This is a genomic window from Tsukamurella tyrosinosolvens (assembly GCF_900104775.1).
GTDB classification, from domain to species: domain Bacteria; phylum Actinomycetota; class Actinomycetes; order Mycobacteriales; family Mycobacteriaceae; genus Tsukamurella; species Tsukamurella tyrosinosolvens.
This window is the reverse complement of the sequence record NZ_FNSA01000003.1, coordinates 2,914,218-2,940,927: the sequence shown is the minus strand read 5'-3', so window position 1 is coordinate 2,940,927 and position 26,710 is coordinate 2,914,218. Positions and strand designations below refer to the sequence as shown.

Annotated in this window: 20 protein-coding genes and 2 riboswitches; of the genes, 5 read left to right on the top strand and 15 right to left on the bottom strand. The window is 71.1% G+C overall.

What is annotated here, in order from left to right; translation table 11 throughout:
- The first annotated feature begins 233 nt into the window (after positions 1 to 233).
- From BLW32_RS16565 to gcvP, 3 genes are all read left to right on the top strand, one after another.
- A complete protein-coding gene (locus BLW32_RS16565) occupies positions 234 to 848 on the top strand; it encodes a MerR family transcriptional regulator (RefSeq protein ID WP_068743038.1) in 615 nt (204 codons plus the stop codon).
- 56 nt (positions 849 to 904) lie between these two features.
- Positions 905 to 2,092, top strand: coding sequence for a macrolide family glycosyltransferase (locus BLW32_RS16560; RefSeq protein WP_068743065.1), 1,188 nt, complete (start codon positions 905 to 907; stop codon positions 2,090 to 2,092).
- A 50-nt stretch (positions 2,093 to 2,142) separates the two neighbouring features.
- Positions 2,143 to 2,252: riboswitch (glycine riboswitch) on the top strand.
- Positions 2,253 to 2,308: 56 nt separating this feature from the next.
- Complete coding sequence (gcvP, locus tag BLW32_RS16555; protein WP_068743037.1) at positions 2,309 to 5,149, top strand: aminomethyl-transferring glycine dehydrogenase; 2,841 nt, start codon at positions 2,309 to 2,311, stop codon at positions 5,147 to 5,149.
- A 45-nt stretch (positions 5,150 to 5,194) separates the two neighbouring features.
- Here the strand turns inward: gcvP and nhaA are convergent, their stop codons facing one another.
- Positions 5,195 to 7,051: a Na+/H+ antiporter NhaA gene (gene nhaA / locus BLW32_RS16550; RefSeq protein ID WP_082791573.1), complete on the bottom strand. Its 1,857-nt coding sequence runs from the start codon at positions 7,049 to 7,051 to the stop codon at positions 5,195 to 5,197.
- A gap of 116 nt (positions 7,052 to 7,167) precedes the next feature.
- Entirely contained in the window at positions 7,168 to 7,428 is a 261-nt protein-coding gene (locus tag BLW32_RS16545) for an antitoxin (protein WP_068743036.1), read from the bottom strand.
- A 340-nt stretch (positions 7,429 to 7,768) separates the two neighbouring features.
- Between BLW32_RS16545 and BLW32_RS16540 the strand changes: the two genes are divergently transcribed.
- Entirely contained in the window at positions 7,769 to 9,904 is a 2,136-nt protein-coding gene (locus BLW32_RS16540) for an HNH endonuclease signature motif containing protein (protein ID WP_175546299.1), read from the top strand.
- Between the two features lie 18 nt (positions 9,905 to 9,922).
- Here BLW32_RS16540 and BLW32_RS28190 read toward each other — a convergent pair whose 3' ends face one another.
- The 7 genes from BLW32_RS28190 to BLW32_RS16505 all read right to left on the bottom strand — a co-directional run bounded on the left by BLW32_RS28190 (position 9,923) and on the right by BLW32_RS16505 (position 19,049).
- Complete coding sequence (locus BLW32_RS28190; protein WP_074851026.1) at positions 9,923 to 10,309, bottom strand: DUF2510 domain-containing protein; 387 nt, start codon at positions 10,307 to 10,309, stop codon at positions 9,923 to 9,925.
- Positions 10,310 to 10,435: 126 nt separating this feature from the next.
- Positions 10,436 to 11,539: a type 2 periplasmic-binding domain-containing protein gene (locus BLW32_RS16530; RefSeq protein ID WP_082791566.1), complete on the bottom strand. Its 1,104-nt coding sequence runs from the start codon at positions 11,537 to 11,539 to the stop codon at positions 10,436 to 10,438.
- A gap of 10 nt (positions 11,540 to 11,549) precedes the next feature.
- A complete protein-coding gene (locus BLW32_RS16525; RefSeq protein ID WP_231857449.1) occupies positions 11,550 to 12,356 on the bottom strand; it encodes a spermidine synthase in 807 nt (268 codons plus the stop codon).
- Positions 12,357 to 12,400: 44 nt separating this feature from the next.
- Positions 12,401 to 14,602 carry a malate synthase G gene (locus tag BLW32_RS16520; protein WP_068743033.1) on the bottom strand — a complete coding sequence of 734 codons (2,202 nt, stop codon included), beginning with the start codon at positions 14,600 to 14,602 and terminating at the stop codon, positions 12,401 to 12,403.
- 41 nt (positions 14,603 to 14,643) lie between these two features.
- Positions 14,644 to 16,368, bottom strand: coding sequence for an ATP-binding cassette domain-containing protein (locus tag BLW32_RS16515; RefSeq protein WP_068743032.1), 1,725 nt, complete (start codon positions 16,366 to 16,368; stop codon positions 14,644 to 14,646).
- A gap of 7 nt (positions 16,369 to 16,375) precedes the next feature.
- On the bottom strand, positions 16,376 to 17,608 hold the full coding sequence (locus BLW32_RS16510; RefSeq protein ID WP_102103311.1) for a type III polyketide synthase: 1,233 nt from the start codon (positions 17,606 to 17,608) through the stop codon (positions 16,376 to 16,378).
- A gap of 10 nt (positions 17,609 to 17,618) precedes the next feature.
- Complete coding sequence (locus BLW32_RS16505; protein ID WP_068743062.1) at positions 17,619 to 19,049, bottom strand: fatty acid desaturase; 1,431 nt, start codon at positions 19,047 to 19,049, stop codon at positions 17,619 to 17,621.
- Positions 19,050 to 19,505: 456 nt separating this feature from the next.
- On the opposite strand from BLW32_RS16505, the gene BLW32_RS16500 reads away from it, so the two are divergent.
- Positions 19,506 to 20,327: an LppX_LprAFG lipoprotein gene (locus BLW32_RS16500; protein WP_068525789.1), complete on the top strand. Its 822-nt coding sequence runs from the start codon at positions 19,506 to 19,508 to the stop codon at positions 20,325 to 20,327.
- 51 nt (positions 20,328 to 20,378) lie between these two features.
- Here BLW32_RS16500 and BLW32_RS16495 read toward each other — a convergent pair whose 3' ends face one another.
- The 6 genes from BLW32_RS16495 to BLW32_RS16470 form a co-directional block, all read right to left on the bottom strand.
- Complete coding sequence (locus BLW32_RS16495) at positions 20,379 to 21,377, bottom strand: ABC transporter substrate-binding protein (RefSeq protein ID WP_068743030.1); 999 nt, start codon at positions 21,375 to 21,377, stop codon at positions 20,379 to 20,381.
- Position 21,378: 1 nt separating this feature from the next.
- Complete coding sequence (locus BLW32_RS16490; RefSeq protein WP_068743029.1) at positions 21,379 to 22,155, bottom strand: ABC transporter ATP-binding protein; 777 nt, start codon at positions 22,153 to 22,155, stop codon at positions 21,379 to 21,381.
- Positions 22,155 to 23,171, bottom strand: a complete 1,017-nt coding sequence (locus BLW32_RS16485) for a FecCD family ABC transporter permease (RefSeq protein WP_455569314.1) — start codon at positions 23,169 to 23,171, stop codon at positions 22,155 to 22,157. Before BLW32_RS16485 ends, BLW32_RS16490 begins: the two co-directional genes overlap by 1 nt.
- 60 nt (positions 23,172 to 23,231) lie before the next feature.
- A riboswitch (cobalamin riboswitch) is annotated at positions 23,232 to 23,369 on the bottom strand.
- Positions 23,369 to 24,262, bottom strand: a complete 894-nt coding sequence (locus BLW32_RS16480; protein WP_068743027.1) for a 3-methyladenine DNA glycosylase — start codon at positions 24,260 to 24,262, stop codon at positions 23,369 to 23,371. It overlaps the preceding riboswitch by 1 nt.
- A complete protein-coding gene (locus BLW32_RS16475; protein WP_068525784.1) occupies positions 24,259 to 25,332 on the bottom strand; it encodes a hemolysin family protein in 1,074 nt (357 codons plus the stop codon). The genes BLW32_RS16480 and BLW32_RS16475 overlap by 4 nt, the downstream gene beginning before the upstream one ends.
- Positions 25,325 to 26,668 (bottom strand): hemolysin family protein, encoded by a 1,344-nt coding sequence (locus BLW32_RS16470; protein WP_068743026.1) that lies wholly within the window; start codon positions 26,666 to 26,668, stop codon positions 25,325 to 25,327. Before BLW32_RS16470 ends, BLW32_RS16475 begins: the two co-directional genes overlap by 8 nt.
- Positions 26,669 to 26,710: the final 42 nt, after the last annotated feature.

Sequence of the window (26,710 nt, the reverse complement as noted above, 5' to 3'; positions counted from 1 at the left end):
CGACGGTGACTCGGCGGTGATCCGGCGCGGATCCGGCACCGCGGAGAGGTCACGATTCGATCTCGACCTCAACTTCAACTTGAGGGTGTCGGTGTGTCGCGTTGATTCGGCGCTCTCCGCGCCCTAGCGTTCACGCCGAACACCGCGAAATGGCACCGAGGGAATTACACCGACGGCCTGCACGCGGCAGGCGTACTCTGATAGTGCGCACGGACCTCATGAGGGAGACGGCAGTGACCGATCAGGACGGCACCGGGCAGAACGCGCCGCAGGCGGATTCCGCCGTGGGCACCCAGGGCTCGCTCGACGACATCGCTCCGGGCCTGTTCCCGAACGACACCATCCCGGACGAGCTGCTCGGCTACCGCGGCCCCAGCGCCTGCCAGATCGCCGGCATCACCTACCGGCAGCTCGACTACTGGGCCCGCACCTCGCTCGTCGTGCCCTCCATCCGGAGCGCGGGCGGCTCCGGCACCCAGCGTCTGTACTCCTTCAAGGACGTGCTCGTCCTCAAGATCGTCAAGCGCCTGCTCGACACGGGCATCTCGCTGCAGAACATCCGCGTCGCCGTCGACCACCTCCGCCAGCGCGGCGTCGAGGACCTGGCCCGGATCACCCTCTTCTCCGACGGCACCACCGTCTACGAGTGCACCAGCGCCGAGGAGGTCGTCGACCTCCTGCAGCACGGTCAGGGCGTCTTCGGCATCGCCGTCTCCGGCGCGATGCGCGAGCTGACCGGCACCATCGCCGACTTCCCGGGCGAGCGCGCCGACGGCGTGGCCGCCGAGTCCGCTCCCGAGGACGAGCTGGCCTCGCGGCGCCGCAACCGCGCCCGCGCCACGGGGTAGTCGTCCTCGAGAAATCCGTTCGCCCCGGCCGCGTCCCGGGGCCTAGCGTGGGCGGCATGGCCCACATCGCGATGTTCTCCATCCCCGCCCCGGGCCACGTGCTCCCGTCGCTGGACCTGATCGCGGAGCTCGTCCGCCGCGGCCACCGCGTCACCTACGCCAACGATCCGTCCATGCGCGCGACGATCGAGCCCACCGGCGCCGAGTTCCGCGCCTACGACTCCGTGCTCCCGAAGATCGGCGCGGCCGCCGGGACCGACGACGCCGAGGCCTACGGCGGCGACGTCATCGACCAGCTCTCCCTGTTCGCGGACGAGTACGAGAACCAGCTGCCCCGGTGGTTCCGGCTCTACGAGGACGACCGCCCCGACCTGATCCTCTACGACATCGCCGGTGCCATGAGCGTCGTGCTGGCCCGGACGTGGGGCGTGCCGACGCTGCAGGTCTCGCCGACCTACGTCGCCTGGGAGGGCTACGACGAGGACATGGCCGACTTCCACGCGATGCTCCGCACCGACCCCCGTGGCGTCGCCATGCTCGCCCGGCAGGACGCGCTCCTCGCGCGGCACGGCATCCACGAGGACTCGCTGCGCTTCCTCGGTGGCCCGGAGCGCTCGCTCGTCCTGATCGCCCCGTCGATGCAGCCGAACGCCGACCGCGTGGACCGCTCCGTGTACACCTTCACCGGTCCGGCCCGGAGCATCCCCGAGGCACCGTCGGGCGACCGGGACCGCAGGACGACGCTGCTGGTCTCCTTCGGCTCGGCCTTCACCGACCAGCCCGCGACCTACCGCGCCGCCTGCGACCTCGCCGCGCAGCGGCCCGACTGGCGCGTGATCCTGCAGGTCGGGGGCCGGACGGAGCCGTCGACGGTGACCGCCTCCGACGGTTCGGTGCCGCCGAACGTCGAGGTGCACCCGTGGATCGACCAGGTCGCGGTGCTGCAGGAGACCGACGTCTTCCTCACGCACGCGGGGATGGGCGGGGCGAGCGAGGCGATGCTGACCGGGACGCCCGTCGTGACCGCGCCGCAGGCCGCCGACCAGTTCGAGAACGCGACGATGCTCGCGGCGGCCGGCATCGCCGTGCCCATCCCCGAGGAGCTGTCCGCGACGACGCTGGGCGCAGCATGCGACGCGGCGCTGGCGCTCACGGGCCGCGCAGAGGATCTGGCCGCGGAACTCGCCGAACTGGGCGGACTCGCGCGCGCCGTCGAGGTCGTGGAGGCTCGTCTCCCCGCCTGACCTCACCGTACGGGCGTCCTGTTGAAATGCGTTAGAATCTTCGTGCGTCGCAACACCGCGTGGGAGAGCCCAGCGGGCACCGTCGAGCACGGGACCCCGGGGCGCCGAAGGAGCAACACCTCTCCGTCAATCTCTCAGGCACCAGGACCACGTGGGTTGGGCGCCTCTGGAGCCGCCGGCGACTGAGGGAGAGGGCACCCGGCCCGGAGGTCCCCAGTGTCCGACACCACTCCCGCGAGCAACTTCCCCGCGCGCCACATCGGCCCCGACGCGGGCGAACTCGAGCAGATCCTGCGCGTCATCGGCGTCGACAGCCTCGACGACCTGGCCCGCGCCGCCGTGCCCTCGGCCATCCTCGATCCGGAGGCCGACAACGGCCTCGGCGCGCTGCCCGCGCCGATCGACGAGCACGAGGCCCTCGCCGAGCTGCGTGCCCTCGCGGACCGCAACACCGTCGACCGCACCATGATCGGGCTCGGGTACTACGACACGCTGACCCCGCCGGTGCTGCTGCGCAACATCATCGAGAACCCGGCCTGGTACACCGCCTACACGCCGTACCAGCCCGAGATCAGCCAGGGCCGCCTCGAGGCCCTCCTCAACTTCCAGACCATGGTCTCCGACCTCACCGGCATGGAGATCGCCAACAGCTCGATGCTCGACGAGGCGACCGCCGCCGCCGAGGCCATGACCCTGCTGCGCCGCGCCGGCAAGTCCAAGAGCCCGCGCCTGGTCGTCGACCGCGACGTCTTCCCGCAGACCCTCGCCGTCATCGAGACCCGCGCCGAGCCGCTGGGCATCGAGGTGCTGGTCCACGACGTCACCGCCGGGCTCCCCGAGGGCGAGTTCTTCGGCGTCATCCTGCAGACGCCCGGCGCGTCGGGCCGGATCGCCGACGTGCAGGCCGTCATCGACGGTGCCCACGAGCGCGGCGCGCTCGTCGCCGTCGGCGCCGACCTCCTGGCCATGACGCTCCTGACGCCCCCCGGCGAGCAGGGCGCGGACGCCTGCTTCGGCACGACGCAGCGCTTCGGCGTGCCCCTCGGCTTCGGCGGTCCGCACGCGGGCTACCTCGCGGTGCACAGCAAGCACGCCCGCCAGATCCCCGGCCGCCTCGTCGGCGTCTCCGTCGACGCCGACGGCAACCTCGCCTACCGCCTGGCCCTGCAGACCCGCGAGCAGCACATCCGCCGCGAGAAGGCGACGTCGAACATCTGCACCGCGCAGGTGCTCCTGGCCGTCCTCGCCGCCATGTACGCGAGCTACCACGGCCCGGACGGGCTCACCGCCATCGCCCGCCGGGTGCACACCCGCGCTTCGGCGTTCGCCGCCGCGTTGGGCTCGGCCGTGGTGCACGATCGCTTCTTCGACACCGTGCTCGTCAACGTGCCCGGCCGCGCCGACGACGTCCTCGCCGCGGCCAAGGCCGCGGGCTACAACCTGTGGCGCGTCGACGACGACCACGTCTCCGTCGCGTTCGACGAGACGAGCACCGAGGCCGACGTCGCCGCGGTCGTGCAGGCGTTCGGCGCGTCGGTGGCGAGCGGGACCGACGCGGCACCGTCGGACATCGAGAACCGCACGTCCGAGTTCTTGACGCACCCGGCGTTCCACGCCTACCGCACCGAGACGGCGATGCTGCGCTACCTGCGCAAGCTCTCCGACAAGGACATCGCGCTGGACCGCTCGATGATCCCGCTGGGCTCGTGCACCATGAAGCTCAACGCGACCGCCGAGATGGAGTCCATCACCTGGCCGGAGTTCTCGCGGCTGCATCCGTTCGCGCCCGCCGCGGACAGCGAGGGGATTCGCGCGCTGATCACCCAGCTGGAGGAGTGGCTGGTCGCGATCACGGGCTACGACAACGTCTCGCTGCAGCCGAACGCGGGCTCGCAGGGCGAGTACGCGGGCCTGCTCGCGATCCGCAACTACCACCTTTCGCGCGGCGACGCGCACCGCACCGTCTGCCTGATCCCCTCGTCGGCGCACGGCACGAATGCGGCGTCGGCCGTGATGGCGGGCCTGCGGGTCGTCGTGGTGGCATCGCGCGAGTCCGGCGACGTGGACACGGCGGACCTCAAGGAGAAGATCGCCAAGCACGCCGACGAGCTGGCGGCGATCATGATCACCTACCCGTCCACGCACGGCGTGTACGAGCACGAGGTGCGCGAGATCTGCGGCGCGGTCCACGAGGCCGGCGGTCAGGTCTACGTCGACGGTGCCAACATGAACGCCCTGGTCGGGCTGGCCCGGCCCGGCAAGTTCGGCGGCGACGTCTCGCACCTGAACCTGCACAAGACCTTCTGCATCCCGCACGGTGGCGGCGGCCCCGGTGTGGGCCCGATCGGCGTCCGCAGTCACCTCGCGCCGTTCCTGCCCGGGCACCCGCTCGAGCCCTCGCTGGGCACGGGCCCGACGATCTCGGCGGCGCCCTTCGGCAGCGCCTCGATCCTCCCGATCACCTGGGCGTACATCCGCATGATGGGCGCCTCGGGGCTGCGCACCGCGACGCTGACCGCGATCGCCTCCGCGAACTACATCGCGGCGCGCCTGAACGACTCCTTCCCGGTGCTCTACACGGGCGAGAACGGCCGCGTGGCGCACGAGTGCATCCTCGACGTGCGCGGCATCTCGAAGGAGACCGGCGTCTCCATCGACGACGTCGCGAAGCGCCTGGCGGACTACGGTTTCCACGCGCCCACGATGAGCTTCCCCGTCGCGGGCACGCTCATGGTGGAGCCGACGGAGAGCGAATCGCTCAGCGAGATCGACGAGTTCTGCGACGCCATGATCGCCATCCGCGCGGAGATCGCCCGCGTGGCGTCGGGGGAGTGGCCGGTGGAGGACAACCCGCTGCGTGGCGCCCCGCACACCGCGGAGTGCCTGGTCACCGAGTGGGATCACCCGTACTCGCGCGAGGTCGCGGTGTACCCGCAGGGCCTGCCGTCGGGCGGCGCTCGGCCGAAGGTGTGGCCGTCCGTCCGGCGCATCGACGGCGTCTACGGCGACCGCAACCTGGTCTGCTCCTGCCCGCCGATCGAGGCCTTCGCGGAGTAGGGGTCGGCCGGGCGCGCCGCGCTCGCCGATCCGGACCGGCGGCGGTCAGGACCGCCGCCGGGACGCGGAGGCCAGCTCCGTCGATTCGAGGGCCGCGATCAGGGTGCGGGCGTCGTGCGGGCCGCGGTGCCGGATCCCGTTGAGGAAGAACGTCGGAGTGCCGCGGGCGCCGCTGTCGTGCGCGCTGCGCTCGTGGCGCCGGATCAGCTCGGCGAGTTCGGGGTCGGCGACGGCGGCGTCGTACCGGGCCAGGTCCAGGCCGATCTCCTCGGCGTACCGTCGGAGGTCCTCGGGTTCCTGGTGGTCCTGGTGCGTGAACAGCATGTCGTGCATGTGCCAGAAAGCGCCCTGCTGAGCGGCCGCCTCGGCCGCGATCGCCGCGCGGAACGCGTGCGGATGCACGTCCTCGAGGGGCAGGTGGCGCACCACGTAGCGGATGTCGTCGCCGAAATGCTCCTGCAGGTCCCGGCCCATACCGGTGGCGCGGGCGCAGAACGGGCACTCGAAGTCGAGGTACTCGACCACGGTGTAGGGGGCGTCCGGTTCCCCGATCGCGTGGTCGCCGCCGTGCACGGCCGGCGTCAGGGTCATCGGCAGGTCGGCGCTGGTCTCGCCCATTCGGACCCGCGCGAACCGGAACACCAGCCAACCCAGCAGGAGCGAGAGCACCATCGCGATGAGCACGCCGACGGTGGCGGCCTTCGCCTGCCGCTCGTCGTCGAGGGCCAGCGAGATGATGAGCAGCGCCATCGTGAAACCGATGCCGGAGAGGGCGGCACCGCCGAGCACGCTACCGCGTCCGACCCCGTCGGGCAGTCTTCCGAGCCCGAGCCGCACGGAGAGCCAGGTGCCCGCCGTGATGCCGAGGAACTTCCCGAGCACGAGGCCGGCGACCACGCCCCAGGTGATCGGGGAGGTCAGGGCATCAGTGAGACCGTCACCGCGCAGGTCGATACCGGCGTTGGCGAGCGCGAAGATCGGCACGACCACGAGCGAGACCATGCCGCGCAGCGACTCGTGCATACGCTCGTTCACCGAGATCGACCGCCGCACGCCGCTGGTCACGATCCGGGCCGCGCCCGCGGCGGGAGCCTGCCAGTAATCGCGGAACAGGTGCTTGGCCTCCACAACGTTCGCGCGGTCCGGGTCGGCCGACGGAATCAGCAGGCCGGCGGCCATACCGGCGAGCGACGGGTGCACGCCCGACGTGATCGTCGCGCCCCAGATGACCACGATCAGCACGATGTACGGGCCGCTGCGCCACTGCCCGCTCCGTCCGAGCAGCCACAGCATGACCAGGCCGAGGAGAGCGATCGCCAGCGCGCCGTAGTCGAGGTCCTCGGTGTAGACGGTGCCGATGATCGCGACGGCGAGGAAGTCGTCGACCACCGTGAGGGTCAACAGGAACACCCGGAGCTGGTTCGACATCCGCGGACCCAGGATCGCGAGCATGCCGAGCAGGAATGCCGTGTCGGTGCCCACGACGATGCCCCACCCGCTGGGAGCTTCGCGGCCCGCGACGGCCAGGTAGATCAGCGCGGGCAGCACCACCCCGGCCAGGCCCGCGATGAGCGGCACCATCGCCTTGCTGCGGTCGCGCAGCGACCCGACCGCGAACTCCTGCCGCACCTCCAACCCGATGAGGAAGAAGAAGATCACCATCAGGCCGTCGTTGATCCAGTGGTGCAGGCTCATGTCGAACCGCAGGTCGCCGATGTCGACGCTGATCGGCGTCTCCCACAGGTGGAAGTAGGCGTCGGAGAACGGCGAATTCGCCCAGAGGAGCGCGATCAGCGAGATCGCGACCAGCAGGAGGGCGCTCCCGGACTCGCTGCGCAGCTTCTCGATCGCGGCGTCGGCCCACGCGGTCAGCCGGCGGTCGGGCGCGTCGGTGGCGGACATGTCGAACACCCTACGGTGGATCCGGCATCACGATCGGGCGCCGTCGTCGAAGACGGACGTGCCCACCTCGATCACGAGGTGGGCACGTGTCGGTGGTGGTGTCGCGGTGGTCCGCGTCAGCCCTGGGGCGGGGTGCCGGGGGCGGAGTCACCACCGGCGGGCGGGGTTGCGCCGCCGGCGGGCGGGGTGGGGCCGCCGGCCGGTGGGGTGGTGCCGGCGCCGCCGGTCACGTCCTTGACCTTGTTCACGGCCTGGTCGATCTTGTCCTCGTGTCCGGCGAACTTGCCCTTCGCCGCGGTGCCCGCCTTGTCGATCACCTTGTTGACCTGGTCGGGGTTCTTGCCGAGCAGTTCCTTGATCTTGTCGAGAAGCGCCATGATGCAACCTTCCGGTGGACTCGTCCGCTGACCGCCGTCGCCTCTGCTTCACCGCGACAGCCGCGGCTGTGTTCCTCGTTCACCGTATCCGAGATCGGGGGTGCCGCCGAGGTCTCGATCGCTCCGATTCCAGACGACGGGGCCCATATGTGGCGAAACCGTGCTCGCGTGCCGGCGTGCTCGGAGACCTCTGTGCGGCTTGGTGCCCGCCCGCGGCGGGCACCGGGGCGGCGCGCGCGGCGAGCTTGAGCGGCGGTACTGCCGACCGGACATCCGTTCGAGTAAGGCTCGAACAAGTATGGCGTGAGCGTTCGAACGGGCGTAGAATCGAAGAATGACAATGCCGGCCGGATTGAGGGACTTACCTGGGATATTGATTCCCTCAGGGCTCGTCGGTGCGGTTGGTCAGGAGCGTGCGGTCGCGGAGATGTTGTTCGAACAACGTCGGTGCGAGAGCCTCGCGTACTGCCGGACGATGACGGCCGTGTACGCCCTGCATCGGGTGATGTACGCCGACGACGAGGCGGAGTACCTGGCGAGGCCGGGCGACTTCGCGGAGGCGCTGGAGGCCCGACGGAGCCTCACCGCGGCAGGTGTGGCGTTGGAGGCGCAGGTCTCGACGCTGCTGCGGCTGGGGTCGACGGCCGCCCGGATCGCGATCGAGACGGCGATCGGCCTCGTGGAGCGGTTGCCCAAGGTGTTCGCGTTGATCGGGGAGAACGTGATCTCGCCCAAGGCGGGGGAGGCGGCGCTGCATCGGTCCCGGGCGCTCGACGGGGAGCAGGTGCGCCGGTTCGACGAACTTCTCGCCGACCGTCTGACGATGGACTACGAAGTACTCTCACTCCCCGCGTTGCGGGAGGCTGCCGACCTGATCGTCGATCAGATCGATGCGGAGGCGGCCGAACGGCGGCGCCGCGCGGCGATCGAGGACCGGAGGGTGAGCTTCCGTCCCGAGCAGGACGGCATGGCCGCGGTGTTCGCCCTCATGCCGGCAGAGGATGTGCGCGAGGTGGAGGCGCGGGTCGACCACATCGCGGGCACCGTGTGCGACGCCGATCCACGGACGCCGGCGCAGCGCCGCGCCGACGGCTGGGTGCAGCTCACCCGGGGATACAGCACCCTCGGCTGCCAATGCGAGACGCCCGACTGCCGCTACCGCGAAGCGCGGTTCCACGGCGAACCGGACGCGGACGGCGTGATCACCCGGTTCGTGACGATGATCAACGTCGTCATCAACGAGCGCGACCTGGCTGCGCCAGAAGGCGATTCCGAAAGGAGATCGGCGCTCGTCACTGGTGCCGAGGCGGAGCACGATCCGACTTCCGGACCTGTTTCCGAGCCCGGTCCTGATGTCGACACTGCAACTGAGTCGGAAGCGGTGCCCGCGGGCGCTGTCGAACGCGATGCGCGAGGTGGCTTCGGGTATCTGGTCGGCCACGGTCCGATCACCGGCGACCACGCGCGCGAGCTCGCTGCTCGCGAGGACGCGAGGATTCGCCCCTTCGGCCAGCGGGTCGGTGAATCGGCGATCGCAGAACAGTTGCCACCAGGACCGATGGAGCGCGAGCGGACCTCTGTTCCCGCATCGGGATTCGACGGCCCGCGCGGGACAGTGGACTTCGCGGCCGTCTGGGCGGACGTCGTCGTTCGGCTCGAAGGTCATGCGGGTCCGGGCGAGGGGGACGGGGGCTGGTTCGGTGGATGTCCGCCCGACGATCTGCCGCCCGACTGCCCGCCGCCGGACGGGTCACCACCCCCTCCGCGCCGCGATGACGATCCCGATGACGCCCCCGATTCACAGGGTGCGCCGCCGGACATCGGTGTGGGCGTCGAGGTCGACGCTCGCGATGCGGGTGGTTCCGGTGCAGTGGTGTCGGCGCGGGGGAGCCACGGGTATCGGCCGTCGGCGGATCTGCGGCGGTACCTGCGGCTGGTGTTCCCGCGGTGCGTGTTTCCCTACTGCACCCGTCCCGCGACGCGGGCGCAGGTCGACCATCGGCGCGAGTACGACCACCGCGACCCGGAGCTGGGTGGCGCTACCTCGGCGGATCAGCTGCAGCCGCTGTGCGTGGCGCATCATCAGCTCAAGTCCGCGGGTGGTTGGATCGACGCGCGCCTGCCCGACGGCCGGATCCTGTGGACCTCGCCGTACGGGCGTCGCTACATCGTCGATCCGAGTGGCACAGTCCTTGCACTGTTCCCCGACCTGAAGCGCGTGCGCTGGACCCTGCCCGATAGCGCCGAAGAATCGAACCGCCGCACGCAGGCCCCACTGCCGGGAGGTCGCACGCGCCTCCAGCGCGAACACGCGCGCCGCGAGCGCCTGCGACAGCGCAACGTCGCCGCGATGGAGGCGGAGCTCGCCCGCGCGAACACTCCCATCAGCACGATCGAGGAGCACCTCGCCGCCGCCATCGGCGAGCCCCGACCGTCGAGCCCGGCACCGTCGTTCGACGACCCGCCACCCTTCTGACCAGCAAACCGCGCCGCGTCAGGTGAGCTTCTCGAAGACCATGGTCGCCTGGATCCGGTCGCCGCCGCCGAGCCCCTTGCTGCCCGACGATGCCGTGGTGATCGTGTGCAGGCGATACCCGAGCGCGGCCTGCTGATTGATGGCCTTCTCGAGCTCGGTGAGATTGCCCGATCCCGTGCCCCACAGCTTCTCCTTGAGGATCACCTGGAGCACCACGTAGCTCATGCCGTTCGCCGCCGGCCTCGGACGGGCACCGGCGGTCGCCTCGGCCTCGATCCGATTCACCATGCCGCTCAGGCCGCGCTGCTGCGGTGGCTGCTGCGTCTGATCCGTCCAGCGCTGCCCGTCCCACCAGCGCTGGGACCCCGATCCGTCGTCGTACCACCCCGGAGTCGTGTTCGTCATGTGCACACCTCGCTGTTGGATGCCGTCACCGCACCGTTCGTACGGTGCGCGGATCGTAGCGAGAAGAAGCCGCGAGGGATCGCGGTTCGGGCCGGAAAGGCGCCGGCGGTGCGCGAACCGCGCCGCCTAGCGGCGGTTGAGAGTGTCTGCGAGAGAGATGACGGCGGCGTTCGACGCGGGAGCCAGGGGCTCGACGGTGCCGAAGGCGACGGACTCCGTCTTCGCGGGCGCGGGTTCGCCGACGACCCGGAAGCCGGCCTCGGCCAGGGGCTTCGCGTTGCCGCTCTGCGTGAGGAAGGAGACGAAGTCGGCGGCGGCGCGATCGTGGGCGTCGGTGGTGTCCTCGCGGTCCAACACGGCCGCGGGGTAGGTCGCCGAGGCGGTAGGGCCGGACGGGTACACCGCGACCGGCGCGGCCGGACCCCGGCCCCGCGCGAACGCGGCGAGCTGCTGCTCGGTGACCGGCACGGCGCGCACCGCGTCACCCGGCTTCGTCAGCGCGTCGAGGGCGGCGCCCGCGGTGGTGGACTTCGGGGCGTCCTTCGCCCAGCGCGCGATCGAACCGGTGACCACGGGGCTCTTCGCGGCCTCGTCGGACAGGGCGGCGCCCGCCGTGCGCCCGACAGCGGCGGCGACGGACTGCGCCGCGAGGTACGTGCCATCGGCCTCGGCACCGGTCGGGAGCGCGATCCGCAGCTGCTCCTGCCGGGCGGGCAGGTCGAGCCAGCGCACCTCGTCGAAGGACTTCTGCGCGGACCCGCGCACGGCCAGGACCACGGGCGACGACGCGATCGACGTCGGCTGTCCGGACAGCTCAGCGGGCTTGGCCGCGGCGAGGCGGGCCGTCCACACCGTGCTCTCGGGAATCCACAGGGACGGCGCCGGGCCCAGCTTCGGGTCCCACGTGCCGGACAGGGCCTCCAGGGCGACGGGGGAGTCGATCCCCGTCACCTCGATCTTCGCGCAGTAGTCCGCCGACACGGTGCCGCTCGCGTTGAAGCTCTCCGCGACCCGGCGCAGCGGGCCGACGAGGGCGGGCGCTGCCGCCACTTGCACCGCGAGGTCGCCGCGTACGCACGAGGCGGCGGCGTCGCGGCCCTCCTGCTCCGAGCGGCCCGACAGCCAGACCATCGCCCCGGCGACCGCGGCCACCACGACGACTGCGACGACCGCGGCGATCAGCCAGCGCGCGATCCCGCGGGAACCAGTTCCAGAACGATGTGATCCCATCGAGAGCAACCTACCCGAAGACGCCGCGCGGCGGCATAGGAGACTCCTGTGCGTTCGCGCTGGTGAAAGGCTTCGCGCCGCCCACGAACCGGGTCACCTCGGCGCCCTCCAGCAGCGTTCCCGGGAACGGATCGCCGGCCAGTCGGCGGGCCAGGCCGTCCGGCACAGCGCCCGTCACCAGCACCAGGTTGCCGAATCGGCGGCCCTTCAACACCGCGGGCTCGGCGGCGATCGCCACCGAGCTCTCGGCGGGGCCGCCGAAGACCCCGGCCACCGTCGCGGTCACGGACCGGGCGAAGGCGAGCGGCGCACCGTCGGCGATGTTGAGCACGACGACCGCGCCGGGCGCGAGCAGCGGCACCAGCGAGGCGAAGAACTCCGACGTGGTCAGCCCTGCCGGGGTCCGTGCGCCCGCGAAGACGTCCACGACGAGCACGTCGACGGTGCTGTGCATGCCCGGCGGCAGTACGGACGCGGCGAGCGCGGCGTCCGCGCAGCGGATCTTGATCTGCTCGCGTTTCGGCAGCGGCGCGGCCGCCCGCACCGCGTCGATCAGGGTGCGGTCGGCCTCGAGGACCTGCTGCCGTGATCCCGGGCGTGTCGCGGCCACGTACCGCGCGAGCGTGAAACCGCCGCCGCCCAGGTGGACGGCGGTGATCGGCTCGCCGCTCGGTCGTGCCAGGTCGATGACGTGCCCGATCCGGCGCACGTACTCGAAGACGAGGTTGGTGGGGTCGCCCGTGTCGACGTAGCTCTGCGGCGTCCCGTCGAGGAGGACGGTGAACGCACCGGGCCGGTCGCGATCGGCTTCGATCACGACCGGCCCGGAATCCGACGAGGTGTCGGTCTCGTTTGCGCTGCTCAGCTGTTCGCGGCCTTGTACTCGCGACGGCGCGCGTGCAGGATCGGCTCGGTGTAGCCGTTCGGCTGCGTGCCGCCGAGCAGGATCAGGTCCTTCGCGGCCTGGAACGCGATGTTGGTGTCGAAGTCCGGCGCGAGCGGGCGGTAGTCCGGATCGCCGGCGTTCTGCTGGTCGACGACCGGCGCCATGCGCTTGAGCGCGTCGATGACCTCGGCCTCGGTGACGACGCCGTGGCGCAGCCAGTTCGCCAGCAGCTGCGAGGAGATGCGCAGCGTCGCGCGGTCCTCCATGAGGGCCACGTCGTGGATGTCCGGCACCTTCGAGCAGCCGACGCCCGCGTCGATCCAGCGGACCACGTAGCCCAGGATCGACTGCGCGCTCTCGTCGAGCTCCTCGCGCTTCTCCTCCTCCGACCAGTTCGCGTTCGGCGCGAGCGGGATGGTGAGGATGTCGTCGACCGACGCGGGATCGCGCTTGGCGATCTCGTTCTGCACCTCGAACACGTCCACCAGGTGGTAGTGCAGGGCGTGCAGGGTCGCGGCGGTGGGCGAGGGCACCCACGCGGTGGTCGCGCCGGCCTTGGGCTGGGCGATCTTCTGCTCGAGCATCGCGGCCATCAGGTCGGGCATGGCCCACATGCCCTTGCCGACCTGCGCCTTGTGCTGCAGGCCCGCGTGCAGGCCGATGTCGACGTTGCTGTCCTCGTACGCCGGGTACCAGGTCTGCGCCTTGAGCTGGCCCTTGCGGACGATCGGGCCCGCGACCATCGACGTGTGGATCTCGTCGCCGGTGCGATCCAGGAAGCCGGTGTTGATGAACACCACGCGGTCGTTCGCGGCGGCGATCGCGGCCTTGAGGTTCACCGACGTGCGGCGCTCCTCGTCCATGATGCCCACCTTGAGGGTCAGCGCGGGCAGGCCCAGCAGCTGCTCGACGCGGGCGAAGATCTCCGCGGCGAAGGCGACCTCGTCGGGGCCGTGCATCTTCGGCTTCACGATGTACACCGAGCCGGTGCGCGAGTTCTTGATCTCGCCCGACAGGCCGTGGATCGCGATGAGCGAGGTGACGATGCCGTCGAGGATGCCCTCGCCGATCTCCTCGCCGTCGAGCAGGATCGCGTCGGTGGTCATCAGGTGGCCCACGTTGCGCACGAAGAGCAGCGAGCGGCCGTGCAGCACCAGCTCGGAGCCGTCGGTCGCGGTGTAGACGCGGTCCGGGTTCAGCGTGCGGGTGAAGGTCTTGCCGGCCTTGCTGACCTCTTCCGCGAGGTCACCCTTGTTCAGGCCCAGCCAGTTACGGTAGCCCACGACCTTGTCGTCGGCGTCGACGGCCGCGACCGAGTCCTCGAAGTCCATGATCGTGGTGACCGCGGACTCGACCAGCACGTCCTTGACGCCGGCGCGGTCGGTCGAACCGATCGGGGAGGCGGCGTCGATCTGGATCTCCAGGTGGAGGCCGTTGTGGCGCAGCAGGATGCCCGACGGGGCGTCCTTCTCGCCGGTGTAGCCGACGAACGCGGCCGGGTCGGCGAGGCAGACCGAGGCGTCCTCGCTGGAGCCGGACGCGCCCTTGACGGTGGCGAGCAGCTCGGTGCCGTTGATGCGGTACTCGGTGACGTCGGCGTGCGAGCCGGACTCGAGCGGCACGGCCTTGTCGAGGAAGTCCTTGGCGAAGGCGATCACCTTGTCGCCGCGGACCTTGTTGTAGCCGGGCTTGCCGCCGGGTGCCTTCTCTGCGCCGTCGGCCTCCGAGATGGCGTCGGTGCCGTAGAGGGCGTCGTAGAGCGAGCCCCAGCGGGCGTTCGCGGCGTTGATCGCGAAGCGGGCATTGAGGATCGGCACCACCAGCTGCGGGCCGGCGGTCGAGGTGATCTCGGTGTCCACGTTCGTGGTGGTGATCTCGCGGTCCTCGGGGACAGGCACCAGGTAGCCGATCTCGGTGAGGAACTGCTTGTACGCGGGGAAGTCGGTGATCTCGCCCGGAGCGGCGGCGTGGTACGCGTCGATCTTCGCCTGCAGCTCGTCACGGGTGGCCAGCAGCGCCCGGTTCTTCGGGACCAGGTCGCCGATCAGCTTCGCGGCGCCCGCCCAGAAGGCGGTCTGGTCTACACCGGTGCCCGGAAGTGCCTCGTTGTTGATGAAGTCGTAGAGGACCGTTGCGACCTCGAGGCCGGCGACGGATGTCCGGGCGGTGTCAACCATGGTTGTACTTCAACCCCTTCGTAGCTACTGATAGGTACGGATCAGGTTACTCCGCGCGCGATCGCCGCCGACGCCGGGACCACCTGGCCGAAGTCCAGTTTCACGAGCTGGTCGGCGCGGTCGAAGTACCGGTCGTCGTGGGTGATCACGACCACCGTCTTCCCGCGCGACTTCAGGTCCGCGACGATCCGGTCGTAGAAGACGGCACGGAACCGCGGGTCCTGATCCGCCGCCCACTCGTCGAACAGGTAGACGGGCCGGTCCTCGAGCAGCGCCGTCAGCAGCGCGAGCCGCTTGCGCTGCCCCGTCGACAGCGCGAGCGTCGAGAGCTTCCCGTCCTGCACCGTGACGGCGTGCGCCAGCTCCAGGTCGTGCAGCAGGCCGCGCACCCGATCGTCCAGGTCGTCCGCCGCGAGGCCCAAGTAGTCGTCGAACAGGTGGAAGTCGGAGAACACCGCCGTGGTGTGCTGCCGGAACCACTCCAGGTTCTGCGGCCCGATCGGCTCGCCGCCGGCACGGATCTCGCCGATCCGCGGCGCGTACAGGCCGCAGATCAGTTTCGCCAGCGTCGACTTGCCGCTCCCGTTGCCACCGACCACGAAGGTCACCTCGCCGGGGCGCAGCGTCAGGTCGACGGGGCCGAGGCGGAAGCCGTGCGGGACGCCGGGCGGTGGTCCCTGGGGAGGATGCGGCGGCGGGCCGCCGGGGCCGCCGTGCGGCGGGTGTCCGGGGCCGTGCGCGCCGGGCGGGGGCTCGGGGAGGTACTCGTAGCCGACGCCCCGCAGTTCGACGGTGCCGTCGCCGACGGGCCGGCCGTCGTAGGGGAGCACCGACTCGTCGCGCGGGGTCTCCAGCGAGAGGTCCAGGCCGCGGATCTTCGCCAGCGCGACGTCGCCGCGCAGGAGGTCAGGGATGCGGTGCATGAGGCTCTGCATGGGCATCGACAGGAAGGTCGTGACCAGCACGTAGCCGATCATCGTCTCCCGCGGCAGCTCCATCGCCCGGGCGAGGACGAACAGGATGAGCACCATCGTGCCCAGCTGCAGCACCTGACCCAGCGCCTGCCCGCCGGCGAAGCGGGTGCCCGCGGCGACGTGCTTGCGGCGCAGGTCCTCGGCGGTGCCCAGCAGCTTGCGGTCGAGGAAGTCCATGCGGCGGGCGCGGTGCAGCTTGAGTTCCTTGACACCGTGCGTGACCTCCTGGAACGACCCGATGAGGGCGTCGTCGAGCTCGCGGGCCCGGCGGTACGTCTCCCGGACCCGCCGCAGCACCGTCTCCACGCACGCGATGCCGATGAGAGTGCCCGCCACGGAGACGGCGAACAGCGTGCCCGAGACCGTCGCGAGGTAGGTCAGCGCCCCGATGATCGTCGCCAGGTCGATGCACAGCCCCGGAATGCCCGAGACCGCCATCGACAGGGACCGGACGTCCTCGGTGAGGGTCGCCAGCAGCCGGTGGTCGCCGAGCCGCTCGATGTGCTCGAGCGGTGCGGCGAGCACGCGCTGCGACAGGCGTGCGCGCAGCCGGTAGACGGCCGCCTGGGCCAGGTGCAACAGGATCAACTGCGAGGCCACGCCCGCCACCACCACGACGACCGCGGTCAGCACGAACTGGGTGACCGTCACCGTCGGCATCGGGCCCGGCGCGACCAGGCCGTTGATGAGGGTGAGGAGGTAGGCGTTCGCGCCGCCGGCGACGAGGCCCGCGACCACCGCGGCGGCGATCGCCGCCGGGGAGATCGAGAGCAGGAACTTGAAGAGCTTCATGGCGCGCTCATTCGCCGGGCTGGTCGCCGGTGACCACGTCGAAGAGGAAGCCCTCCACGGTCACCCCCGGCGCGAAGGAGAAGGCCATGCCGGTCGTCGGCGCACCGTCGGGCTGAGTGGCGGCACCGTCGGCGACCTGCGCGAGGAGGCGTTCGAGGACGAACAGCAGCGAGACGCTGAGCATGTTGCCGTGCTCGGCGAGCACGTCCCAGCTGGTGCGCGAGGCCTCGTCGGGCAGGCCGAGCGCCGCCGAGGCGGACTCGATGATCTTCGGCCCGCCCGGGTGGATCGCCCAGTGCGCGACGGCCTCCCGGCCGAGGTCGTTGCGACCCAGCACCGCGTCGATCACGGGCGCGACGCCGTCCACGATGTACTGCGGCAGCGATTCGGCGAGCTCGCACGTGATGCCGTTCGCGTTGACGCCCAGCACGATCCCGTCCTCGGCACCGTCGAGCAGGTGGGTGAAGGTATCGCGCACGACGATCCGGCCGCCGGGCAGCGGGTGCCCCACCTCGCTGGCGCCGATGACGGCGGCGCCGCAGCCGTCGGCGAAGAGGCTGGAGATCACCACGTCGTTCGGATCGCCGGAGAAGACGGCGTTCACCGAGCTCAGCTCCAGGCAGATCATGAGCGACTTGCGGTCCGGGTGGGCGCGCACGTAATCCGTGGACACGCGCAGCGCGTTCATCGCCGCGGCGCAGCCCATGAAGTTGATGACCACGCGGCTGGTCTGCGGCGCGAGGCCGAGCGCGCGGATCACCGCGACGTCGACGCCGGGCGCGAGGAAGCCGGTGCTGGTCACGAAGACCAGTTGGCCGACGTCGGCGGGATCGACCTCGTGCTCGGTGCCGACGCCGAGGGCGCGGCGGGCGGTGTCGACGGCGAGCGGCGCGGCGTGCTCGTAGAACAGGTCCATGCGCTCCCGGACGGTGTCCGGGCGGGTGCTGAACTCCGCGAACTCAGGGGTGAGCGGGTCGATCGCGAGGTGCCGCTCGTCGACCCTCGTCTTCGCGTAGACGCGACGGATCCGCTCGGCCTGCCGCGGATCGTCGAACCGGGCCGCCACGCGGTCGGCGGACTCGGCCTGGCCGTAGGTCTGCGCCGGCGAGCCGGTCGCGAGCGATTCGATCACGGCGACCGAGGTCGGCGGCGCGGGCGGCGCGCCCAGCCAGGTCCCGGGGGCCGGAAGGACGGGGGCGGGGACGTCGAGGGCGGGGGCGCCCTGAGAGCCGGCGTTCATGGTCATCTCCTTAAACCGTGCCGATGCCGGTGAAGCCGGCGACGACGTACGAACCGGACGTCCTGAGGGCCGCCGGCGAGAAGTGCTCGCGGAAGAAGCCGTGGCCCTGCTCCTGCGCGGGCCGGGCCTTGCTGCCGAGGAAGGTGTTGACCTGGTCGGGCAGTCGGTCGAAGAAGAAGCTGCGCCGCGGCAGCCACTCGACGCCGAACTTGGCCGCCTCCTCGGCCATCAGCTCCTCGGTCGCGATGTTCGCGAAGCCGCTGCGCTGGTAGGGCAGGACGTGGTGCACGCGGTGGCTCGACAGGCCGGCCGACAGGAAGCAGTCGACGTACCGGTTGCCCGAGATCCACAGGTCGTAGGCCTGGTTGAGCTGGTTCACCGCCCAGTCCTCGGTCTCGACCTCGGGCAGCTCGTCGACGTCGGTCTCGAAGTCGTGGCTCGCGACCACCAGGAAGGTGCTCACCCACAGCACGGCGACGAACTGCGCGACCCACGCCCACACGTCCCCGAGGAAGAGGAACAGGAGGAACTCGCCGATGAGCAGCGCGCGCATCGCGAACGCGCCGATGAAGTGGGGGAGCGCGCCGCGCAGCGAGCCGTACATGTCGGCCACGCCCACCTGGCGGGTGAGCTTGACGATCTCGAACAGCCGCATCGTCATGCCCGTCGCGGTGTGGCCGAACTTGTGCAGCGTGTGGATCGGGATCCGGTACCAGCGCGGAATGTCCATCATCATGGTGAAGACGTTCTTCTTGATGTCCACCTCGCTCTGCGTGTGCGGGTGGTGCAGCAGCGCGTGGCCGTCGGCGGTCACGAAGGACAGCGCGACGTAGTTGATGTCGAAGGCGTTCACCAGCACCTTCGTGGCGCCCTTCTGCGCCCGGTGGATCGCGTAGTGGCCGAAACCCGCCAGCGAGCTGCGCAGGATCACCATGAGCAGGACGAACAGCCAGATCGGCATCCACGACGGGACGCCGAGCCGGGTCGCGATGACCACGACGTACGCGACGGCCAGCGCGGCGGCGACGATGTTGAACCACCGGTCCATGCGCTTGACGCGGGCCTTCATCGCGGGATCGCGCAGGCGCGCCTTCACGGCGTGCAGCAGATCCTTCGGATCGTCGAACCGGTAGCGCGGGGTGTCGCGCCAACTGTCGAATCCGTCCTTGAAGAGGAAGGCCGGTGCATTGTTCTTCGGGTGCACGTCCTCGACGCGGGCGTCGCGATCCAGCGCGAATCGTTCCAGCATCTTCTCGATCTTCTCGGGATTCGCGTGATACGAGCCGATGATCGACGTGATGTCACGATTCTTGGACCGCCCGATGAAGAATTCCCCGCCCGGATGCTTGTTGATCCATTCCGAGAGATCGTAGGCGCGGCCCTTGTAGACCCACACGTTGGACAACTGCGGTCCGCCGCCGGGGCCGGGTTCCCGGCCCAGGTCGCGGGGGCCGGGGTCGCCGCTCTCGGTATCGAAATCGCGGCCGCGGGGGCCGGCCGGGCGCCGGCCGGGGTCGCGCTCGTCGGGGCCGGAAGCGCCGTCCTGACCTGCACCGCCGCCGCGTCCCGGCTCGGTGCCGCGCTCGAGATCGCGGGGGCCGGGGTCGGCCGCGCCGCGCTCGGCCGGCGCCGGTGGCGGGGTGGAATTGATCGACACTTCTTGTTCCTCCTGAACACTGCCGGATTCGGCGGTTGTGTAGACCGTCTCCGGTCACGCTAATGGATCGCTGAAGGTGCGCTTGCCGCTACCTTCAAGTGTCCGGTTTGCCCGGAAACGACGCGGAAGAATGCTTCGATCGGCTCCGGAATTCATGCATACTTCATCGTGAGGGCGGGGCTTCCGCCCTTTCATTCGGCCCCGGGCGGTTCCGCCCGGACAGATTCCAGGGGGGAACCCATGAACCTCAAGGCATCGCGGGCGGCTGTTGCGCTGCTCGCCGCCGGCGCGCTGGTGCTCACCGGTTGTGCTGACAAGAAGTCCGACGACGCCGGCACCACGACCGCCACCGCTGCGGCCGCGAGCGGCGCGTCGGGCTCGCCCACGGCCGCACCGTCGGTCGACGCGAGCGGCCTGCCCACGATCGAGATCGTCAAGGACGCGGCGCTGGCCACTCGGGAGACCTATTCCGAGCACCTGACCCTCAACGTCGACAAGGGGATCCAGGGGCTGCCCGTCACCAGCGTGACCGGCGACATCATCTCCTTCAAGGACACCAAGCGCGTGGCCGCGCAGGGCGACGCCAACGTCCGCGTCCAGGACAACTACGTGCAGACCAAGTTCGTCGTGATCGACGGCGTGATGTACGCGAACCTCGGCGGCGCCAAGTACCAGCCGATGGGCAAGACCGGCGAGAAGGGCGTCTACGACCCGGCGATCATCCTGGACCTGGAGAAGGGCCTCGCGAAGATCCTCGACTCGGTGCAGAACCCCAAGGTCGACGGTAAGGACACCGCCAACGGCCTGAAGACCGTCAAGGTCACCGGCACCGTCGCCACGCAGGTCCTGGATCCGCTGCTGCCGCAGATCACCGACATCGCCACGCGGGGCAATGCCGGCACCTCGCTGCCCATCACGCTGTGGATCGTCTTCGACCCGTCGGCGAACCCGCAGCCCAAGCCGAACGTGACGCGGATGGAGGTCAAGCTGAAGGAACTGCCCATCACGCTGAACCTCACCGACTTCGGCAAGGACGTGAAGATCACCAAGCCCGCGACGTAGCGAGTGCTCCAGGAAAGCCGGACCTTCGGGGGGAGGTCCGGCTTTCCGCTGTCAGAAGCCCTTCGAGCGGAGGTAGGCGCCCAGGGTCTCGACGCTGCCCGGGGTGCGCGGGCCCTCGACCCAGCCCGCGTACGGGATCACGACGACGTTGCCCTCGCGGACGGCCGTGGTGTTCGCCATCAGCGGCTGCGAGCGCAGCTGCGCGAGCTTGGCCTCCGGTGTGTTCTCCGGTCCGACGCCGTAGTCGACGATCGCGATCACCTGCGGATCCCGCTGCGCCGCGGCCTCCCAGGACGCCGTCGTCCACGAGTCGTCGAGGTCCCCGAAGACGTTCTCGCCGCCCGCGCTCTCGATGATCGCCTGCGGGGTGCCGGTGCGGCCCGAGGTGAACGGATCGGGGGAGGCGCTGTCGAACAGGAAGACCCGCGCCTTCCTCCCCGCGGGAACCGAGGCGCGGACCGCGTCGATCCGGGCGCGGTACTCGGCGACCAGCTTCTCCGCGCGCTCCGGAACCCCGAAGAGCGTTCCGAGGTTCGTGAGGTCTGCGAAGAGGGCGTCGAGCGGCGGCATGATGCCCCGCCTCGTGCTCCCGGTCTGCCGGCAGGCCTCCGTGAGCTGGTACGGCACGGCGCCGATCTCCCGGATCCAGTCCGGCGTCACCCCGGTGGTCTCCTTGAAGCCGTAGTTCCAGCCCGCGAACACGAAGTCCGGTCGGGCGGCCTGGATCGTCTCCCGGGTGAAGGCCGTCCCGAGGCTCGGCGCGCGGTCGAAGTCCGCCTTCCACGGCGAGGTGTTGTAGTCGACGTGCTTCCCGTCGTAGGTGGTGTACCCGACGATGCGGTCGGTGAGGCCCAGCGCGAACAGGATCTCCGCGGTGCCGGTGTCGTTGACCACCACCCGGTGGGGCGGGCCCGGCACCGTCAGGGGCGCGCCGCAGTTGGTGACGGTGGCGGGCGCGCCCGGGCTCGGTGACGGTCCGGCCTCGTCGACCTGTGCGCCGCATCCCGCGAGGAGGACGCTCGCGAGCAGCACCGGGGGGAGTCGTTTCATGTCAGGTCCCTTCCGTCAGACCACTGTCGAAGATCACCTGGGGAACCCCCAGGCGGGGATGGGGCACGACGTGCGCCCCGATGTCGAAGTACCGCCGGAGCGTCGCGGGCGTGAGGATCTCCGCCGGGGTGCCGGAGCAGGCGAGCGCGCCCTCGGACAGCACGTACAGGCGGTCGCAGTACTGCGCCGCGAGATTGAGGTCGTGGAGCACCGCGATCACGGTGACGCCGAGGTCGCGGGCGGCGCTGAGCACCGCGAACTGGTGCCGGACGTCGAGGTGGTTGGTGGGCTCGTCGAGGACGAGCACCCGCGGCTCCTGGGCGAAGGCGCGGGCGATGAGCACGCGCTGCGCCTCGCCGCCGGAGAGGGTGCCGAAGTCCCGGCGCGCGAGGTCGGTGGCGCCCGCGGCGGCGAGCGCACCGTCGATCGCCCGACGGTGCGCGGCGAGGGGCACGCCCCGGCGGCGGTGCGGCAGGCGCCCCGTCTCGACGATGTCGCGCGCGGTGAAGCCGATGTCGAAGGGGGCGTGCTGCATCACCGCGGCGACCTGCCGCGCGTTCTCGGCGAGGCTGACGGCCGCGACGTGCCGCCCGTCCACGGCGACGGTGCCCGTCGCCGGGGTCAGGACGCGGTAGACGCAGCGCAGCAGGGTGGACTTGCCGCTGCCGTTGGGGCCGACGACGCCGATGAACTCGCCGGCGTCGGCGGTCAGGGAGACGTCGTCGACGATCCGCACGCCGCCCAGTTCGACGGACACCGCCGTGTACTCGACCCGCATCACGCGTTCCCCACGGACCTGCGGCGCATGAGCGCGATGAACAGCGGGACGCCGACGGCGGCGGTGATCGCGCCGAGCGGCAGTTCCTGCGGCGGCGCGACGGTGCGCGCCGCGATGTCCGCCAGCACCAGGAAGACCGCGCCGAGCGCCGGCGCGATCACGAGGACGCGGCGGTGGTCGGCGCCCACCAGGAGCCTGGCGACGTGCGGTACGACGAGCCCGACGAAACCGATGGCGCCGCAGACGGAGACGATGATGCCGGTCATCGCGGCGGTGAGGACGAACAGCGCCGAGCGGTAGCCGGAGGCGGAGAGCCCGACGGAGATCGCCACCTCGTCGCCGAGCGCGAGCGCGTTGAGCTTGCGGGCGCCGGATCGCAGCGCGACGAGGCCGATCGCGACCGTGACCGCGAGCAGCGCGGTGGTGCGCCAGGTGGAGGGGGAGAGGCTGCCGAACAGCCAGAACATGACGGTGCGGGCGGCGTCGCCGCGCGGGGCCAGGAAGACCAGCACCGTGGTCACGGCCGAGAAGCCGTACGCGAGGGCGGTACCGGTGAGCACGAGGCGCATCGGCGTCAGGCCGCCGCCGCGGTAGGCGATCAGATAGACCAGCGCGGTCGCGGCCAGGGCGCCCAGGAAGGCGGCCGTCGGCAGCGCGTACAGGCCGAGCGTGCCGAGGACGCCGAACAGGGCCACCGTCGTGGCGCCGACCGACGCGCCCGAGGAGATGCCGAGCACGTACGGGTCCGCGAGCGCGTTGCGCACCATCGCCTGCACCGCGACACCGATCGCGCTGAGCCCCGCCCCCACGATCGCGGCGCTGAGCACCCGCGGGACCCGCGAGTCGGCGACGATCCGGTAGTGCGTGGCGTGCTCGGCGTCGATGACGCCGCCGGTGAGGAACGCCCAGACGTAGCGCGTCGAGTCCTGCCACGGGATGCGGACGGTGCCCAGCAGCACGCCCAGCCACATCGCGGCGATCAGCGCGATGAGCAGACAGGCCAGCAGCACTGCCACACGGCGCGACGAGACCACTCGCACTCCGCGACTCCCCTCGGGTCGGTGAGCACCGCCCGGCTCCGGGCGGTCGCGAGGGCAGGTATCGGGCTCGCACGCGCTGCGCGTGCTCACCGTTGCGGGGCAGCCCCGGATTCGCACCGGGTTCCCTCTTGCGCCGCGGGCTCGCGCCCACGGACCGTCGCTGGGAGGGAAGTCTAGGCGGGGGAGCCGGACATATCGGCGGCGGGCCGCTCGCCGGGCCAGGATCGGACGACCGCGAGGAGCCGTTCGCGGATCGGTGCGGCCCGCTCGGCGAGTGCCGCTTGCTGCCGGACGTACTCGCGGCGGCCGTCGGGCGTCTCGATCGCGATCGGCTCGAAGCCGTACCCCGCCAGGTCGTACGGGCTCGCCCGCATGTCCAGCTCCCGGGCATCGCGGGCCAGGTCGAAGGCGTCCGCCACCAGGTCCGACGGTGCGCCCGGCGTCAGCTTGAACGCCCACTTGTAGAGGTCCATCCCGGCGTGCAGACAGCCGGGCTGCTCCGACCCGACCTGGGTCTCCCGGGTCAGCTCGATGGCGTTGCGGGGGACCGCGTCCGGGGTGAAGAAGCGGTACGCGTCGTAGTGCGTGCACGTCAAGTGCCCCGCGCGGACGACCTCGTCGGTGCCCGCCGGACCCAGGCGCAGCGGCACCGGGTGCCGGGCCTGGTCGGCCTCGCGGTAGACCATCGCCCACTCGTGCAGGCCGAAGCAGCCGAACACCGGCCTGCGCGCGGCCGTGGCCTCCAGGAGACGGGCGACGTACTCGGCGGTGCCGGCGCGCTTGGCCAGCGTCGCCGGGTCCGGCCGGACCTGGGTGCCCTCGACGAGGTAGCCGCGCGCGCCGCTGAACTCGTCCGCCGCGCGCGGGCCGTCGAGCTCGGTCCCGAGGCCCGGGTGCCAGCGCAGCAGGTGCGCCGGCCGGTGCCCGTAGTACGTGAACAGGAAGTCCCACACGGGGTGCTTCTCGCCGCGGGCGGCCCGGCTGCGGTGCGCCTCGACGAAGGGCTCCAGCCGGGCGCGGTGGTCCGCCGCGCGGGCCTCCCACTCGGCGTCGCTGAGCACCGTCACACCCGGTGGGTCCCGTCACGGACGGTGCCGACGAACTCCTCGACCACATCCTCCAGCGCCACGATGCCGATGGTCCGCCCGTGATCGTCGGCGACGGCCGCGAGGTGCCCGCCGAGTCGCCGCAGGTCGCCGGCCGCCTGGTCCAGCGACAGGCTCCCGTCGACGACCGGGAGCGGACGGATCCGGCTCACGCCGATCACGGACTCGGGACCGACGGCGGCGTCCATGATGTCCGGCAGCACGTCCTTGACGTGGAGGTAGCCGGTGAACGCGCCGGCGCTGCTGCGCACCGGGTAGCGGGAGTAGCCGGTCTCGGCGACGGCGGACTCGATGTCGCCGAGGGTCGGCCCCCACGCGCCGTTGATGCCCTGCACCGCCTGCAGGCCGCGGATCTCGGTGAGCGGGATCGCGACGTCGGCGACCGTGCGGCGCGAGGTCTGCAGCGCGCGGGTCAGCCGCACCCGCTCCTCGGCGTCGATCAGGCCCTCGTCGTGCGATTCCGCGATGAGCACGCTCAGCTCGCCCGCGGAGACGGTGCTGTCCAGCTCGTCGCGCGGCTCCACGCCGCCGGCCCGCAGCACCAGCATCGCGAGCCAGTTGTAGACCGCGATCAGCGGACGCACGAGGCGCACGAAGGCGACGTGCGGCGGCACCAGGAGCATGGCCGCCGCCTCGGGACCCGCGAGCGCGATGTTCTTCGGCACCATCTCGCCGAGGAGGATGTGCAGCACCACGACCAGGCTGAGCGACACCGTGAACGAGATGGGATGCAGCAGCGCCTCGGGCACGTTCGCCCAGGCCAGCGGCTTCTCCAGCAGGTGCGCGATGGCCGGCTCGCCGACCTTGCCGAGCAGGATCGAGCAGATCGTGATGCCCAGCTGGCAGCCCGCCAGCATGAGGGACAGGTTCTCCGACGCCTTGATCACGGCCTTCGCGCTCGACCGGCCCTGCTCCACGAGGGCCTCGAGCCGGTCGCGGCGGGCAGCGATGAGCGCGAACTCGGCCGCGACGAAGAAGGCGTTCGCGGCCAGCAGCAGCACGGTCAGGGCCACGCCCAGGAGGTCACTCATGGGTCACCTCCACCAGGTCGACGCGGCGGCCGTCCATCCGGGCCACGCGCGCGGACCACTGCGGGGCCTCGGCCTCGTCGTCGTCGACGGACGGGTGGTGCGGCAGCGGGACGCGGTCGCCGACCGCGGGGATGCGGCCGAGCAGGAACATCACGAGGCCGCCGAGGGTGTCGTAGTCGCCCTCGGGGGCGCGGTAGCCGGTGTCGCGCTCCAGTTCGTCGACGCGGAGCAGGCCGGAGCACAGATAGCCGTCGTCGGTGCGCTGCACGTCGATCGGCTCGTTCGCGTCGTGCTCGTCGCGCACGTCGCCCACGATCTCCTCGATCAGGTCCTCGACGGTGACGATGCCGGCGGAGCCGCCGTACTCGTCGACGACGAGGGCCATCTGCAGGCCGTTGGCGCGCAGCTGGTCCATCAGGGCGTCGCCGTCCAGCGTCGCGGGCACGACGGGGGCCGTCGTCGCGATGTCCGCGACCGTCACCGTCGCGCGGCGCTCCGCGGGCACCGTCAGCGCCTGCTTCACGTGTACCAGCCCGATCGTGTCGTCCAGATCGCCCCGGACCACGGGGAACCGGGAGTGACCGGACTCGATCGACAGCGCCACGAGGTCGGCGACGGTGTCGTCCGCGTCGAGGGAGTGGATCCGCTGCCGCGGCGTCATCAGCTCCTCCGCGGTGAGCTCGCCGAACTCGAGGCTGCGGCCCACGAGTTCGGCGGTCATCTCGTCGATCGCGCCCTGTGCGGCCGAGTTGCGCACCAGCGCACTGAGTTCCTGCGCCGAGCGCGCCGAGCTCAGCTCCTCCGCGGGCTCGATGCCCAGGCGGCGGACCAGTGCGTTCGCGCTGCGGTTGAGGAAGGAGATCGCGAACCGGAAGGTCGAGGAGAACAGCGACTGCGCGCCGGCGGTGAGTCGCGCGGTCTGCAGCGGCCGGGCGATCGCGAGGTTCTTCGGCGCGAGCTCGCCGAGCACCATCGACAGCGAGGTCGCGATGACCAGCGCCAGGATCAGGGTGAGCGCCGCCGACCAGACCTCCGGCATGCCCGTCCATTCCAGCGCGGGGCGCAGGAACTTCGAGAGCACGGGCTCGGCGAGGTAGCCCGTGACCAGGGTGGTGATCGTGATGCCCAGCTGCGCGCCGGAGAGCTGGAAGGAGAGCGTGCGGTGCGCGTTCTGCACCTGCCTGGAGCGGCGGTCCCCGCGGTCGCGGACGTCCGCGTCGACGGTGGACTTCTCGAGTGCGGTCAGCGAGAACTCCGCGGCCACGAACAGCGCGGTACCCACGGTGAGCGCGAGGAAGCCGACGATGGCGCCGACCGTGATCAGCGCGCTAGCCATCGGCCCGCCCCTGCGACGTGGTCAGTGCGGTCCGCGCTCGTC